The organism is Actinacidiphila guanduensis, assembly GCF_900103985.1.
Taxonomy (GTDB): Bacteria; Actinomycetota; Actinomycetes; order Streptomycetales; family Streptomycetaceae; genus Actinacidiphila; species Actinacidiphila guanduensis.
Genome location: NZ_FNIE01000007.1, coordinates 242,578 through 256,716, shown reverse-complemented (window position 1 = coordinate 256,716; position 14,139 = coordinate 242,578). Strand labels below are relative to the sequence as shown.

The 14,139-nt window shown below is 73.1% G+C and carries 13 protein-coding genes; 12 read left to right on the top strand and 1 reads right to left on the bottom strand.

The features are described 5' to 3' along the window. Positions 1 to 84 precede the first annotated feature (84 nt). Both BLR33_RS17375 and BLR33_RS17370 read left to right on the top strand, forming a co-directional pair. Positions 85 to 351, top strand: coding sequence for a type II toxin-antitoxin system Phd/YefM family antitoxin (locus tag BLR33_RS17375; protein ID WP_093785393.1), 267 nt, complete (start codon positions 85 to 87; stop codon positions 349 to 351). After that, complete coding sequence (locus BLR33_RS17370) at positions 344 to 607, top strand: type II toxin-antitoxin system RelE family toxin (protein ID WP_093785392.1); 264 nt, start codon at positions 344 to 346, stop codon at positions 605 to 607. The genes BLR33_RS17375 and BLR33_RS17370 overlap by 8 nt, the downstream gene beginning before the upstream one ends. Positions 608 to 750: 143 nt before the next feature. Here BLR33_RS17370 and BLR33_RS17365 read toward each other — a convergent pair whose 3' ends face one another. Beyond that, on the bottom strand, positions 751 to 1,287 hold the full coding sequence (locus BLR33_RS17365; RefSeq protein WP_093785391.1) for an HNH endonuclease: 537 nt from the start codon (positions 1,285 to 1,287) through the stop codon (positions 751 to 753). Between the two features lie 293 nt (positions 1,288 to 1,580). Between BLR33_RS17365 and BLR33_RS17360 the strand changes: the two genes are divergently transcribed. From BLR33_RS17360 to BLR33_RS17315, 10 genes are all read left to right on the top strand, one after another. Beyond that, positions 1,581 to 2,636 (top strand): mechanosensitive ion channel family protein, encoded by a 1,056-nt coding sequence (locus BLR33_RS17360; protein WP_093785390.1) that lies wholly within the window; start codon positions 1,581 to 1,583, stop codon positions 2,634 to 2,636. Between the two features lie 307 nt (positions 2,637 to 2,943). Continuing rightward, positions 2,944 to 4,155 (top strand): ROK family transcriptional regulator, encoded by a 1,212-nt coding sequence (locus tag BLR33_RS17355; protein ID WP_093785389.1) that lies wholly within the window; start codon positions 2,944 to 2,946, stop codon positions 4,153 to 4,155. Positions 4,156 to 4,272: 117 nt separating this feature from the next. After that, entirely contained in the window at positions 4,273 to 5,601 is a 1,329-nt protein-coding gene (locus BLR33_RS17350; protein WP_093785388.1) for an ABC transporter substrate-binding protein, read from the top strand. Continuing rightward, positions 5,601 to 6,545, top strand: a complete 945-nt coding sequence (locus BLR33_RS17345; protein WP_093785387.1) for a carbohydrate ABC transporter permease — start codon at positions 5,601 to 5,603, stop codon at positions 6,543 to 6,545. Before BLR33_RS17350 ends, BLR33_RS17345 begins: the two co-directional genes overlap by 1 nt. A 5-nt stretch (positions 6,546 to 6,550) precedes the next feature. Continuing rightward, the gene (locus BLR33_RS17340) at positions 6,551 to 7,459 is read left to right on the top strand and encodes a carbohydrate ABC transporter permease (protein ID WP_093785386.1); all 909 of its coding nucleotides are present in this window, start codon (positions 6,551 to 6,553) and stop codon (positions 7,457 to 7,459) included. Next, a complete protein-coding gene (locus BLR33_RS17335; protein WP_093785385.1) occupies positions 7,456 to 8,718 on the top strand; it encodes a 6-phospho-beta-glucosidase in 1,263 nt (420 codons plus the stop codon). Before BLR33_RS17340 ends, BLR33_RS17335 begins: the two co-directional genes overlap by 4 nt. Beyond that, positions 8,715 to 9,752: an N-acetylglucosamine kinase gene (locus tag BLR33_RS17330; protein ID WP_093785563.1), complete on the top strand. Its 1,038-nt coding sequence runs from the start codon at positions 8,715 to 8,717 to the stop codon at positions 9,750 to 9,752. Before BLR33_RS17335 ends, BLR33_RS17330 begins: the two co-directional genes overlap by 4 nt. A gap of 98 nt (positions 9,753 to 9,850) precedes the next feature. Then, positions 9,851 to 11,287, top strand: a complete 1,437-nt coding sequence (locus tag BLR33_RS17325; RefSeq protein WP_322987166.1) for a hypothetical protein — start codon at positions 9,851 to 9,853, stop codon at positions 11,285 to 11,287. 164 nt (positions 11,288 to 11,451) lie between these two features. Continuing rightward, a complete protein-coding gene (locus BLR33_RS17320; RefSeq protein ID WP_245771488.1) occupies positions 11,452 to 12,408 on the top strand; it encodes a glutamate ABC transporter substrate-binding protein in 957 nt (318 codons plus the stop codon). Between the two features lie 224 nt (positions 12,409 to 12,632). After that, positions 12,633 to 13,922 (top strand): hypothetical protein, encoded by a 1,290-nt coding sequence (locus BLR33_RS17315; protein ID WP_093785384.1) that lies wholly within the window; start codon positions 12,633 to 12,635, stop codon positions 13,920 to 13,922. The last annotated feature ends 217 nt before the right edge of the window (positions 13,923 to 14,139 follow it).

Below are 14,139 nucleotides of genomic sequence, written 5' to 3'. Positions count from 1 at the left end.
CAGCGCCCGCAGGAGCGACGGCAGGCTTCCCTCCCTCCAGCGAAGCCGACTGTGTACACATGCGTCACTTGGTACCATCGAGCCATGACGCAGATGCCCATAGAGTCCATCCGCGATGTCCGCGCGCACCTGGCCGAAGTCGTCGACCGGGCCGACCGTGACGATCAGCCCACCGTCATCACCCGCCGGGGCAAGGAAGTGGCCGCCGTGGTGTCGATCGAGGTCCTGCGCAAGTACCAGCAGTGGGAAGAGCGCGAGATCAACCGCATCATCGACGAGCGGATGGCGGACAGGTCGCCCGGTGTCCCGATCGAGGACGTCATGAGGGAGACGCTCGCGCGCAGTGAGTAAGTACCGCACCGTCTTCCGGCCGGAGGCCCAGGCCGAACTCCGGAAGGTCCCCCGGGAGACAGCGCTTCGCATCCTCGCCAAGCTGACGGAACTGGAGAGCGACCCTCTCGGATTCAGCACTACCGCTCTCGTATCCCAGCCTGAACGCCGTCGCCTGCGCGTCGGCGACTACCGGGTCATCTACACCGTCGACAACGGCGAATTGATCGTGTGGGTCGTGCACATCGGGCACCGGTCCACGGTCTACGACACCTGAGTGGCACCCACCGGCCCGCAGGGGTCTCGGGCACGCGTCCGGCCCGATCGGCGGCCGGGCGCGCCGCACCGACCGGCATTGGTGCCCCCGCCGCGCGAATCCGCTGGTCAGGGGCACCGCCGAAACACACGAAAGCCCGGATCTCAGGCTGATATGCCGTCGATCCGGGCCAGGGCGTCGTCCGCGCCGAAGGGTTGCAGATATGGCAGCCACCTCGGGTCCCGGTGTCCGGTCCCGATGATCCGCCAGGCCAGGCCCGACGGCGGCGCCGGTTGATGGCGCAGCCGCCACCCCAGCTCGGCGACGTGGCGGTCCGCCTTGACGTGGTTGCAGCGTCTGCACGCCGCCACCACGTTGTCCCAGGCGTGCTGGCCGCCCCGGCTGCGCGGGATGACGTGGTCGACGCTGGTGGCGGCCGCCCCGCAGTACGCGCACTTGCCGCCGTCGCGGGCGAACAGGGCGCGCCGGGTGAGCGGCACCGTGCCCCGGAAGGGGACGCGGACGAACTTGGTGAGTTTCACGACACTCGGCGCGGGCAGCGCCTGGGTCTCGCTGTGCAGGTAGGCGCCGGATTCCTCCAGGCACACGGCCTTGTTGTTGAGCACGAGGACGAGCGCGCGGCGGAGCGGTACGACGCCGAGCGGCTCGTACGACGCGTTCAGGACCAGGACATGCGGCACGGATGCCTCCTTAGGCGCCGGCGGCGCGTGGCTCGCGCCGGGACGTTCTGGCCTCAGTCTCTCCGGAAGGCGCCCTGACGCGCCACCATGCCCGGGTAACGGACCGAGGGTGTTTTGGACCACACTTTCGGGCTCGTTCACCTACCGCCCACTTCCACCAACACCGCTGTTGTCTCCATGCATCCCCCGTATGGCGGCCTTCCGCTCCTGCCGCGGGCAACAAGACGGCATCAAAGCGCGGCCCGCGGCGCCGTTAGATTGGAGGCTTCGCACTTCCAGGAGGTCTTGGTCCCGTGTCCACCGCGACGCCCGGCGCTTCCACGCCGCTCGACGACGTGCCCCGTACCGCCGCCCAGGCCAGCTCCTGGGTGGACGACAACTGGGCGGGGTGGGTGACCGCCGGCCTGCGGATCATCCTCATCGTGGCGATCGCGCTGGTGCTGCGGACGGTGGTGCGGCGCACCCTGAGCCGGCTGATCGACCGGATGAACCGGGGCGCCGAGGCGGCCGCGGGCACCACGCTGGGCGGGCTGCTGGTCAATGCCGAGCGGCGGCGCCAGCGCAGCGAGGCGATCGGCTCGGTGCTGCGCAGCGTGGCGTCCTTCCTGATCATGGGCACGGCCGCGCTCACCGTGCTGTCGGTGCTGAAGATCAACCTGGCCCCGCTGCTGGCCAGCGCCGGGGTCGCGGGCGTGGCGATCGGCTTCGGCGCCCGCAACCTGGTCACGGACTTCCTGTCCGGGGTGTTCATGATCCTGGAGGACCAGTACGGCGTCGGCGACGTGATCGACGCCGGGGTCGCCTCCGGCACGGTGATCGAGGTCGGGCTGCGGGTGACGAAGCTGCGCGGCGACGACGGCGAGATCTGGTACGTGCGCAACGGCGAGGTCAAGCGGATCGGCAACCTGAGCCAGGGCTGGGCCACGGCGCTGGTGGACGTCCAGGTGGGCGCGGGCGAGGACCTGGAGCACGCCCGCAAGGTGATCTCCGAGACGGTCGAAGTGATGGCCAAGGACTCGCCCTGGGACGAACAGCTGTGGGAGCCGGCCAAGGTGCTCGGCCTGGAGTCGGTCTCGGCGGAGTCCGTGGTCATCACGGTCCAGGCCCGCACCATGCCGGGGCAGTCGGCCGCGGTCGCCCGCGAGCTGCGCTGGCGCATCAAGCGCGCGTTCGACCACGAGGGCATCGTCATCACCGGCGGCCCCACGGCGGCGGCGATCCCGCCCCAGGCCGAGGCGCCCGCCGCCGCTGCCGCCCCGGTGCCGCAGACCGGGCAGGGCGGGCAGAGCGGGCCGGGCGGGCAGACGGGGCCGGTCCCTCCCGCGCCTCCGGCGCCTCCCGCCGAGTAACCGAACCGGCGCTCCCCGCCGATCGGCAGACCGCCCCCGGCCGGCAGCGGCCCTCCGCGCTCCCGCGCTCCCGCGCTCCCCGCACCCCCTCGCCCCTCGCCCCTCGCCCCTCGCCCCTCGCCCCTCGCCCCTCGCCCCCGGCACGCCACCACCCCCGCCCTCCCAGGTCCCGGGCCCTCCTGACCGCCGGACCCGCCCGGTAACGACTTGGGCGAAGGCGGGGGTGCGCCTCTTGACGGGTCCGTGACGGCGGGCCTAACTTGTCGTTCGAAAATAGGAAACTTTCCTAACAGTGGAGTGAGGGAGGATGGCGCGCATGGCTGGCACCCCCGGAACGCCGCGCGTGCTGCGCGCGATGAACGACCGCGCCGCGCTCGACCTCCTGCTGGAGCACGGCACCCTCTCCCGCACCCGGATCGGCAAGCTCACCGGACTGTCCAAGCCGACCGCCTCCCAGCTGCTGGCCCGGCTGGAGGCCGCCGGGCTCGTGCTCGCCACCGGCACCACCGCCGGCCGCCCCGGGCCCAACGCCCAGCTCTACTCGGTGAACCCGGCGGCCGCCCACGTCGCGGGCCTGGACGTCAACGCCGAACGGATCAGGGCCGCCGTCGCCGACATCACCGGCCGCACCGTCGGCAGCTTCCGGCTGCCCACCCCGCACCACCGCGCCGGCAGCACCGTCGAGCAGGTCGTCCAGGCGCTCGACGGCGCCGTGAAGGCCGCCGGGCTGAGCCGCGCCGACCTGCACCGCGTGGTCATCGGCACCCCGGGCGCCTTCGACCCCAGCACCGGCCGGCTGCGCTACGCCAGCCACCTGCCCGGCTGGCACTCCCCCACCCTGCTCGACGAGTTGGCCGCCGCGCTGCCGATGCCGCTGGAGTACGACAACGACGTGAACCTCGCGGCCGTCGCCGAGCAGCGCATCGGCGCCGCCCGCGGCCACGACGACTTCGTGCTGCTGTGGAACGAGGAGGGCATCGGCGCCGCCCTCGTCATCAACGGCCGGCTGCACCGCGGCTGGACCGGCGGCGCCGGCGAGGTCGGTTTCCTGCCGGTGCCGGGCACCCCGCTGGTGCGCAACGTCGCCAAGGCCAACAACGGCGGCTTCCAGGAACTGGCCGGCTGCACCGCGGTGCTGCGCATCGCCGAGGAACTGGGCCTCCCCCGGCCGGACGGCAACCTCGCCGACGCCGCCACCGAACTCCTCTGCCAGGCCGCCGCCCACCACACCGAGGGCGGCCCCCACGCCGAACTGCTGGCCCGCTGCGCCACCGGCCACGCCGTCGGCCTCGCCTCCATCGTCGCCGTCCTCGACCCCGAACTCATCGTGCTGGCCGGGAACGTGACGATCGCCGGCGGTGAGCCGCTGCGGGCCGCGATCCAGTCCGAGCTCGCCGAACTCGCCGTCCCCCGGCCCCGGTTGGTGCTCGGCACCGTCGAACTCCACCCCGTCCTGACCGGCGCCCTGGAAAGCGCGCTGCTCACCACCCGCGACGAGGTGTTCGACACCTCGCGCTGACGTCCACCACCCCCAGAACCCCGCACCGCCCGTACCCAGCGGAACGGCCCCGCCGCCGTCCCGCCGGACCCGCACACCCTCTGCACGTCCCCACCGACCTCCCGGAGGTAAAGCGCAGTGTCCCGACTCACGAAGGCCGCGGCCGCGGCGGCCGCCACCGCGATCGCCCTGCTCGCGAGCGCGTGCACCGGTCAGAACTCGTCCGGTGCCACGGACGACGCCACCAAGGACGTCACGATCACCTTCTGGCACGGCTGGTCCGCGCCGAACGAGCTGAAGGCGATCAACGACAACGTCGCCCGGTTCGAGAAGCTGCACCCCAACATCCACGTCAAGGTGCAGGGCAACATCACCGACGACAAGATCAACCAGGCGCTGCGCGCGGGCGGCAGCAAGGCCCCCGACGTCGTCTCCTCCTTCACCACCGACAACGTCGGCCAGTTCTGCTCCTCGGGCGCCTTCGCGGACCTCGCGCCCTTCCTCGCCAAGGACGGCATCGACCCGGCGAAGACCTTCCCGAAACCGATGCTGGAGTACACCCAGTACCAGGGCAAGCGCTGCACCCTGCCGCTGCTCGGCGACGCCTACGGGCTCTACTACAACAAGAAGGAGTTCGCCGCCGCCGGCATCACCCGTCCCCCCAGGACCCTCTCGGAGTTCGACAAGGACGCGGTCGAGCTGACCAAGTCCACCGGCGGCTCCTACTCCCAACTCGGCTTCATGCCGGACTTCCACGGCTACGAGTCCACCCCCGGCCACCTGGCCGCCCAGTGGGGCGTGAAGTACTTCGACGCCCACGGCAAGTCGCAGGTCGCCAAGGACCCCGGCTTCGCCGCGATGTTCACCTGGCAGCAGAAGCTGGTGAAGTCCCTCGGCGGCTTCGCCAAGCTGGAGAAGTACCGCAACACCTTCGGTGACGAGTTCGGCGCCAAGAACCCGCTGCACACCGGGCAGGTCGCCATGGGCATCGACGGCGAGTGGCGGCTCGGCATGGCCCGCGACGCCGGCGCCGACGACCTCGGCGTCGCCCCCTTCCCCGTCCCCGACGACCAGGCGAGCACCTACGGCAAGGGCTACATCACCGGCACCGTCGTCGGCATCGCGAACACCAGCGCGAAGAAGAACGCCGCCTGGCAGCTGGTGAAGTTCATGACCACCGACACCGACGCCGTGGTCTCCTTCGCCAACGCCATCCACAACGTGCCCTCCACGCTGGCCGCGCTGAAGTCCCCGAAGCTGGACCCCGACCCGGCCTTCCGCACCTTCATCGACATCGCGCAGGACCCGCTGAGCACCACCACCCCGCCGAGCGTCAACGGCGGCGCCTACCAGGTCACCCTCCAGGACTTCGGCTACGACTTCGAGTCGGGCAAGGCGAAGGACCTGGCCGCGGGCCTGGCGGGCGTGGACCGGCAGGTCGACAAGGACATCGCGCAGGCCCGCTGATGAGCGCCGTCCACCCCCAATTGCGCGCCCGGCGCCGGAAAGCCGCGCTGCGGAACCTCGCGTTCCTCTCCCCGTGGATCATCGGGTTCTCGGTGTTCTTCGCCTACCCGCTGGTCTCCACCGTCTACTTCTCCTTCATGCACTACAACGGGTTCGACGCGCCGACCTGGAGCGGCGGGAAGAACTGGTCCTATGTCTTCCGCGACTACCCGCTGTTCTGGCCCGCGTTGCGCAACACCCTGTGGCTCGTCGTGGTGATGGTCACCCTGCGGGTCGTCTTCGGCCTCGGCATCGGGCTGCTGATCACGAAGATCAAGACCGGCGCGGGCCTGTTCCGCACCGCCTTCTACCTGCCCTACCTCGCCCCGCCGGTCGCCGCCACGATGGCGTTCGTCTTCCTGCTCAACCCCGGCACCGGGCCGGTCAACCACATCCTGGGCGGCATCGGCATCCCCGCCCCCGGCTGGTTCACCGACCCGCACTGGTCCAAGCCGGCGCTGACCGTGCTGGCCCTATGGGGCATCGGCGACCTGATGGTCATCTTCATGGCCGCCCTGCTCGACGTGCCGAAGGAGCAGTACGAGGCGGCCGAACTGGACGGCGCCGGGGCCTGGCACCGCTTCCGCTACGTCACCCTGCCCAACATCTCGCCCATCGTGACGTTCGCGGTCGTCACCGGGGTGATCCAGACCATGCAGTACTACACGCAGCCGCTCGTGGCCGGGAAGGTCGCCTCGGGGATCATCGGCAACTCCGGCCAGCAGTTCGAGCCCGGCTACCCCGACCGCTCCACCCTCACCCTGCCCCAACTCGTCTACAACCTGGGCTTCCAGCGGTTCGACTACGGCTCGGCCTGCGTCGTCGCACTGGTGCTCTTCGTGCTCGCGATGGCGTTCACCGCGCTCTTGATGCGCCGCCGCAGCGGCTTCCTGGGGGAGGACTGATCCCGATGACCCATGCCACCCTCACCCGCGGCGAATCGGCTCCGGCCACCGCGGCCGGCCCCGCCGGCCGCGCCCGCCGCACCGCCCGGCGCCGCGCGGCCCTGCAGTGGATCGCCGTGCACGCCCTCGGCCTCGCGGCCGCCGCGTTCTTCGTGCTGCCCTTCGTCTTCGTGCTGCTCACCGCGCTGATGAGCGACAACCAGACGCTCACCCGCGACCTGTGGCCGCACCCCTTCGTGTGGTCCAACTTCCGTACCGTGTGGGACACCCCGGGCTTCCTGACCTGGTGGCGCAACACCCTGGTCTACGCCGTGGCAGGCACCGCGCTCACCGTGGTGTCCTCGCTGCCGGTGGCCTACGCGCTCGCCAAGTTCCGCTTCCGGGGCCGCAACCTGGTCATGGTGCTGGTGATCTCCACGATGATGCTGCCGCCCCAGGTCGTCATCATCCCGATGTACCTGTTCTGGACCAAGCAGCTGGGCATGGACGGCACCTTGTGGCCGCTGATCATCCCGATGGCCTTCGGCGACGCCTTCACCATCTTCCTGCTGCGCCAGTTCCTGCTCACCGTGCCCAGGGAGTACACCGAGGCGGCCAGGGTCGACGGCTGCGGCGAACTGCGCACCCTGCTCACCGTGGTGGTCCCGATGATCCGCCCGGCCATCGCGGCCGTCGCGCTCTTCCAGTTCTTCTACTGCTGGAACGACTACTTCGGCCCGCAGATCTACGCCAGCTCCAACCCGGGAGCCTGGACGCTCAGTTACGGCTTGGAGTCCTTCCGCGGCGCCCACCACACCGACTGGAACCTCACCATGGCCGCGACCGTTCTGGTCATGGCCCCGGTGATCCTGGTCTTCTTCTTCGCCCAGAAAGCCTTCATCGAAGGCGTGACGCTCACAGGAGTCAAGGGATGAAACTGGCAGTCGTGGGCGGCGGGTCCACGTACACGCCCGAACTCGTCGACGGGTTCGCGCGGTTGCGGGAGACGCTGCCCGTCGAGGAGCTGGTGCTCGTCGATCCGGCGGCCGATCGGCTGGAGCTGGTGGGCGGGCTGGCCCGGCGGATCCTGGCCAGGCAGGGGCACCCGGCCAGGGTCGTCACCACCGCCGACCTGGAGGCGGGGGTCGAGGGCGCCGACGCGGTGCTGCTGCAGCTGCGGGTCGGCGGCCAGGCCGCCCGCAACCAGGACGAGACCTGGCCGCTGGAGTGCGGCTGCGTCGGCCAGGAGACCACGGGCGCCGGCGGACTGGCCAAGGCGATGCGGACCGTGCCGGTGGTGCTCGACATCGCCGAGCGGGTGCGCCGGGTGGCGCCGCGGGCCTGGATCATCGACTTCACCAACCCCGTCGGCATCGTCACCCGCGCCCTCCTGCAGGCCGGCCACCGCGCGGTGGGCCTGTGCAACGTCGCCATCGGCTTCCAGCGCAAGTTCGCCGCGCTGCTGGACGTCGCGCCGGAGCAGGTGCACCTGGACCACATGGGCCTGAACCACCTGACCTGGGAGCGCGGGGTGCGCCTGGGCGGCCCGGACGGCGAGGACGTGCTGCCCAAGCTGCTCGCCGAGCACGGCGACGCCATCGCCGACGACCTCCACATGCCGCGCGAGATCGTCGACCGCCTCGGCGTGGTGCCCTCCTACTACCTGCGCTACTACTACGCGCACGACGAGGTGGTGGACGAACTGCGCACCAAGCCGTCGCGGGCCGCCGAAGTCGCCGCGATGGAGGAGCAGTTGCTCCGGATGTACGGCGACCCGGCGCTGGACGAGAAACCCACGCTGCTCTCCAAGCGGGGCGGCGCCTTCTACTCCGAGGCTGCCGTGGCGCTGGCCTCCTCGCTGCTGCGCAACAGCGGCGAGGTGCAGGTGGTCAACACCTACAACAACGGCACCCTGCCCTTCCTCGCCGACGACGCGGTCATCGAGGTGCCCGCGGTGGTGGACGGCAGCGGCGCGGTGCCACTGCCCGTGGCGCCGGTCGAGCCGCTGTACGCGGGGCTGATCGCGCACGTGACGGCGTACGAGGAGCTGGCCCTGGAGGCGGCGCTGCGCGGCGGGCGGGACCGGGTGTTCAGCGCGCTGCTGGCCCACCCGCTGGTCGGCCAGTACGCACAAGCCGAGGGCCTGACCGACCGTCTGATCGCGCACAACCGGGAGCACTTCGCGTGGGCCTGAGCCTCCCCGAGAGCCGCGGCACAGGGCTCGGCCCCGAGCCGCTCGTCCCCGGCGGCGTCCTCGCCGTCGACGCGGGCAACAGCAAGACCGATGTGGCGCTGGTCGCCGCCGACGGCCGGGTGCTGGGCGGCGCCCGCGGCGGCGGCTTCCAGCCGCCCGTCGTCGGGATCGGCCCGGCCGTGGACGCGGTCGCCGAGGCGGTGGAGCGCGCGGCCGCGGCCGCGGGCCTGCCGCCCGCGGCGGCGCGCGGCGGCCGGCCGCTCGCCGCGTACACCTCGGCCTGCCTGGCCAACGCCGACCTCCCGGTCGAGGAGCGGGAGTTGCAGCAGGCCGTGCACGCCCGCGGCTGGGCGCGCGAGACCGCGGTGGCCAACGACACCTTCGCGATCCTGCGCGCCGGTGTGGAGGAGCCGCGGGGTGTGGCCGTGGTGTGCGGCGCGGGCATCAACTGCGTGGGCATGCTGCCCGACGGGCGCACCGCGCGCTTCCCCGCGCTCGGCCGCCTGTCGGGCGACTGGGGCGGCGGCTCGGGCCTGGTGGACGAGGCCCTGTGGCTGGCCGCCCGCGCCGAGGACGGCCGCGGCGCGCCGACCGCGCTGGCCGCGACCCTGCCCGCCCACTTCGGCCTGGACTCCATGTACGCGCTGATCGAGGCGCTGCACCTGGAGCGCATCGCGGGCCCTCGGCGGCACGAGCTGACCCCGGTGGTCTTCGCCACCGCCGACGCCGGGGACCTCGCGGCGCGCGGGCTGCTGGAGCGCCAGGCCCGGGAGATCACGCTGCTGGCGACGGTCGCGATGCGGCGCCTGGACCTGCTGGACGAGGAGGTGGACGTGGTGCTGGGCGGCGGGGTGATGGCCGCGCGGCACCCGCTGCTGATGGCCGCGCTGGAGGCCGAATTGGCGGCGGCCGCGCCCAAGGCCCGCACCCGGGTGGTCACCTCGCCGCCGGTGCTGGGCGCCGCCCTGCTCGGCCTGGACCACCTGGCCGCTCCCCCCGCCGCCGCCGCGGCCCTGCGCGCGCACTACGGCTGATCCCGGGGCGGAACCGTACGCGTGCGCGGACGCGTGTGCACAGGTGGGCGGCGCCAGCCATACTGCTGCAAAGCCGACCGCTTCGTGGGGAGGGTTGCGTGACGCAGACGCGGACCGGGGGACCCGGGGAAGGGGCCCTGCGGGTGCCCGGCCGTACCGTCCGGGCGGCAGGCGCGGTGGTACCGCGGGCAGCGGCACCGGCGGGAGCGGCGCCGGTCGCCGCGCGGCTGCGCGCCTCGGCGGCTACCGAGCCGGGGCGGCTGCGCGTCATCGGCGCCGTGCTCGCCCTGCTGGTTGTCGCCTTCGGCGCGGTGACGGCCTGGCAGGTCGCGGAGCGCCGGGCGGCCGCCGGCAACGTCCTGGACCACAGCGCCCCCCTGAGCGCGAGCGCCGCCGAGATCTACCGGTCGCTGGCCGACGCCGACGCCACCGTGGCCGGCGGGTTCCTGGTCGGCGGCGAGGAGCCCGCGGACGTGCGGACCCGCTACGACCAGGACATCTCCCGCGCGGCCAACCTCATCACGCAGGCGGCCGCCAGCAGCGCGGGCTCCCAGGAGGCGCGCACCCAGATCGCCGCGCTCAACAGCCAACTGCCCACGTACACCGGCCTGGTGGCCGACGCTCAGGCCGACAACCGGCAGGGCCTGCCGCTGGGCGGCGCCTATCTGCGCTACGCCGACCAGCAGATGCGCAAGCAGGGCGGCCTGCTGGACGCCGCCGACCGGCTCTACCGGGCGGAGAACGCCCGGTTGGGCGCGGACTACTCCGACGCGAAGGCGCTGCCGTACGCCGCCTGGGCGCTGGGCGTGGTGGCGCTGGCCGCGCTGGTGTGGGCGCAGCGGCGCCATTTCCGGCGCACCAACCGGGTGTTCAACCGGGGGCTGCTGGCGGCGACGGGCGCGTGCGCGGTGGTGCTGCTGTGGCTGGTGGTCGGGCACACCGTGGCCCGGGGCGACCTCGACGACTCCTACGGGCACGGCGCGAAGTCGGCGCAGGTGCTCAACAACGCCCGGATCGCGGTGTTGCAGGCCCGCGGCGACGAGAACCTGACGCTGGTGGCGCGCGGTTCGGGCGACGCCTACGAGCAGACCTTCCGCGCCGGCATGGACCGGCTGGCCGGCACCGATCCGCACGGCACCGGCGGCGAGTTGGCGCAGGCGCTGGCGCTGGCCGACAAGCCCGCGGGCCGCGCCCCGGTCGAGTCGGCCGCCGCCGCGGTCCGGCAGTGGCGCGAGCGGCACACCGCCGAGCGCGCGGCCGACGACGGCGGCGACTACACCACCGCGGTGGCCCAGGTGATCGGCGGCAAGGACAGCAAGGGGGACCAGGTGGCGCAGACCACCGGGCAGAGTTTCCAGACCGTCGACACCCAGCTCGGCCGGGCGGTGGACCAGGAGCTGGCCGAGTTCCGCTCGGCGGCGGGCAACGGACGCGACGCGCTGGCCGTCCTCCCCTACGGGGCCGGGCTGCTGGCGGCGTTCGCGGCCGGCGCCGCGATGGTCGGGATCGGGCGGCGGCTGGCGGAGTACCGGTGAGCGGTGGGGGCGAGGGGATGACGGCGATGACCGGCCGGGGCGGGCGCGGCAACGGGATCGGCGAGGGGATCGACACCCCGATCGGCAACGGGCCCGCCGAGCACGGCGACCGGCACGCCACCCGTCGGCACCGGCCGTGGCGCGGCTGGGGCGGGGTCGCGGCGATGGCCGGGGCCTGCGCGCTGGCGCTGACCGCGGTGCTGTGCCCGCTGCACCACCACGACGCCGCGGGAGCGCTGCCGGTCCCCGAGGGCGGCGGCAACTCCGCGGCCACGCACGCGCGGTACGCCTCGGCGCCGCGGGACACCGGCTGCACCGACGCGACCGCGGCCGCGAGTCTCGATCCGGCGTCGGGCAGCACCGACGGCCCGGCGGTGGAGCGGATCAAGGCGCGCGGCCGGCTCATCGTGGGCGTGGACCAGAACAGCTATCTGTGGGGCTTCCGCGACCCGGCGACGGGCCGGCTCGCCGGGTTCGACATCGACATCGTGCGGGCGATCGCCCAGGACATCCTCGGCGACCCGGGCAAGGTGCAGTACCTGACGGTGCCCACGGCCGACCGGATAGACGCCGTGAAGGACGGCAAGGTGGACATGGTGGTGCGCACCATGTCCATCAACTGCCAGCGGGAGAAGGACGTCGCCTTCTCCACCGCGTACTTCGAGGCCGGACAGCAGGTGCTCGCGCCGAAGAAGTCCGCGATCACCGGCTTCGACGACAGCCTGAAGGGCAAGCGCGTGTGCACCGCGCGCGGCTCGACCGGGCAGGCCGAGTTGCAGGACGAGTCGCACGGCGCTTCGGTCACCCTGGTGGACAACCAGCTCGACTGCCTGGTGCTGCTGCAACTGGGCCGGGTGGACGCGGTGTTCACCGACAACGCGCTCGCCGCCGGCCAGGCCGCCCAGGACCCGCAGGTGCACCTGGTGGGTTCGAAGGTCACCGACGAGCCGTACGGCGTGGCCATGAACCTCGGTGCCCCGGATCTGGTACGCAGGGTCAACCAGGTGCTGGACGCCTACCGGGCGGGGGGCGCGAACAGCCCCTGGATGCACTCCTATCGCACGTGGCTCGCAGCACAACTGCCCGGCATCACGGGGCCGCCGCAGCCGACGTACACATAGACCGGCCCTGGAAGCCGGCAGCAGAACGGGCATCGCACGGGCCGGGCGGACCGGCCGAGGGACAAGCCGGCGGACCGGCGCGGCGACTTCAAGGCGCGCGGGGGCGGCGGGAGACGAGGGGAGCGCGGCGGCGGGCCGGCGGCGGAGTGGCGGGCCCGCGGCGGGGGGAAGCATCGGGAAGAAGCACGGCGAAGGCATCGGGGAAGCATCGGGAAGAGGGTGTGATGGCGCTGGTGGGAGCATCCGGACCGGTGATGGGCCGGGACGACGTCGACCGTGCCCTGGCACGGCTCGGCGCCGAGCACGAGGCCGTGGAGTCCTCGCTGCTGGCCCTGCAGGACCACTCCGGGCGCAGGCTGCTGGAGGGCGCGCAGCTCACCGGCGTGACCAAGGAGCGCTGGGCCCGCACCGACGAGGCGATCACCGCGCTGTGGGCGCACTACGAGGCGTACACCGAGGCACTGCGCGCCGCGCGCGAGCTGCGGGCCCGCCGCCGCTGGCCGACCCAGACCGAACTGGCCCGGCTCACCGAGCTGTTGCGCGGCGACGGGATCACCGTGACCGGCGCGGACGTGCCCGACCACGCGCGCTCGCTGACCGGCCCGGCCCGGCTGACCGAGCAGCTCAGCCTGGAGGAGCTGCTGCGGCGGATGAACGCCTGGTACGAGCAGGCGATGGAGACCGTCGCGGCGGCCGACTCGGTGTGGTCGGCGCTGCCCGCCCGGATAGACCTGCTCGCCGCCGAGGCCCAGCGGGTGCGCTCGCTCGCCGACTCCGTGGGCGTGCGCCCCGGCACCCACCCGGCCGGCGACGACCTGCGGCAGCTGATCGCCGACCTCGCGGTGCTGCGCGCCCGGACCGTCTCCGACCCGCTCGCCTTCTGGCAGCCCGCCCCGGCGCCGGGCCGCCCCGACACCACCCGCTACGACGCGGCCGGCCGCCGGCTCGAGGACATCCGGCGCGAGGTCGAGGCCGTGCTGCACGTGCGCGACGACGCCGAGCACCGGCTCAACCGGCTGCGGGACGTGCTCTCGCGGGCCGACCGCACCCTGACCGAGGCCCGCAGCGCCCGGGTCGAGGTGCTCTCCAAGATCCTCGCCTCCGACGTGCCCGCGGTCAGCGGCGCCGCGGTGGCGCTGCACGAACAGCTGTCCACCGCCGAGCAGTTCGCCGCCACTGCGCAGTGGCACCGGCTCTCCCCGCTGCTCGACGGCCTGGAGCAGGCCGCCGACGAGGAGCTGCTGCGGGCCCGCGACTCGCTCACCGCGGTGACCGCGCCGCTGGCGGTGCGCGCGGAGCTGCGCGGCCGGCTCGACGCCTACCGGGCGAAGGTGGCCCGGCTCGGCCAGGCCGAGGACCCGGTGCTCATCGAGCGCTACGACCAGGCCCGCCGGCTGCTGTGGAGCGCGCCCTGCGACTTGGCCGCCGCCGACCGCGCGGTGCAGCGCTACCAGCAGGCGGTCGCCGAACTCGGCGCCCCGCAGCAGGAGCCCAGGGACCGGGGGCCGGTATGAGCGCGCGGCCCGCGGTGCCGGCCGGCAGCGCCGACGGCGACCGGATCAGCGACCGGAACACCGCTCGGAGCGGCGGCCGGCACCTCGGCCCGGGCAACGGCCCGACCGGCAACGCGACCGGCAATTCGGCCGACCGCCATGCCCGTTACCGGCGGGGCCCGAACCGCGACCGCTCCGGTCCGCGTCATCAGCTGAGGAAAGGCATGAGGGGGAGACC

What these genes read in the sequence shown, in the direction of transcription:
- BLR33_RS17375 (WP_093785393.1), top strand. Translation starts at nt 85, where the DNA reads ATGACGCAGATGCCCATAGAGTCCATCCGCGATGTCCGCGCGCACCTG.
- BLR33_RS17355 (WP_093785389.1), top strand. Translation starts at nt 2,944, where the DNA reads ATGGCGCGCATGGCTGGCACCCCCGGAACGCCGCGCGTGCTGCGCGCG.
- BLR33_RS17345 (WP_093785387.1), top strand. Translation starts at nt 5,601, where the DNA reads ATGAGCGCCGTCCACCCCCAATTGCGCGCCCGGCGCCGGAAAGCCGCG.
- BLR33_RS17340 (WP_093785386.1), top strand. Translation starts at nt 6,551, where the DNA reads ATGACCCATGCCACCCTCACCCGCGGCGAATCGGCTCCGGCCACCGCG.
- BLR33_RS17335 (WP_093785385.1), top strand. Translation starts at nt 7,456, where the DNA reads ATGAAACTGGCAGTCGTGGGCGGCGGGTCCACGTACACGCCCGAACTC.
- BLR33_RS17320 (WP_245771488.1), top strand. Translation starts at nt 11,452, where the DNA reads ATGGCCGGGGCCTGCGCGCTGGCGCTGACCGCGGTGCTGTGCCCGCTG.
- BLR33_RS17315 (WP_093785384.1), top strand. Translation starts at nt 12,633, where the DNA reads ATGGCGCTGGTGGGAGCATCCGGACCGGTGATGGGCCGGGACGACGTC.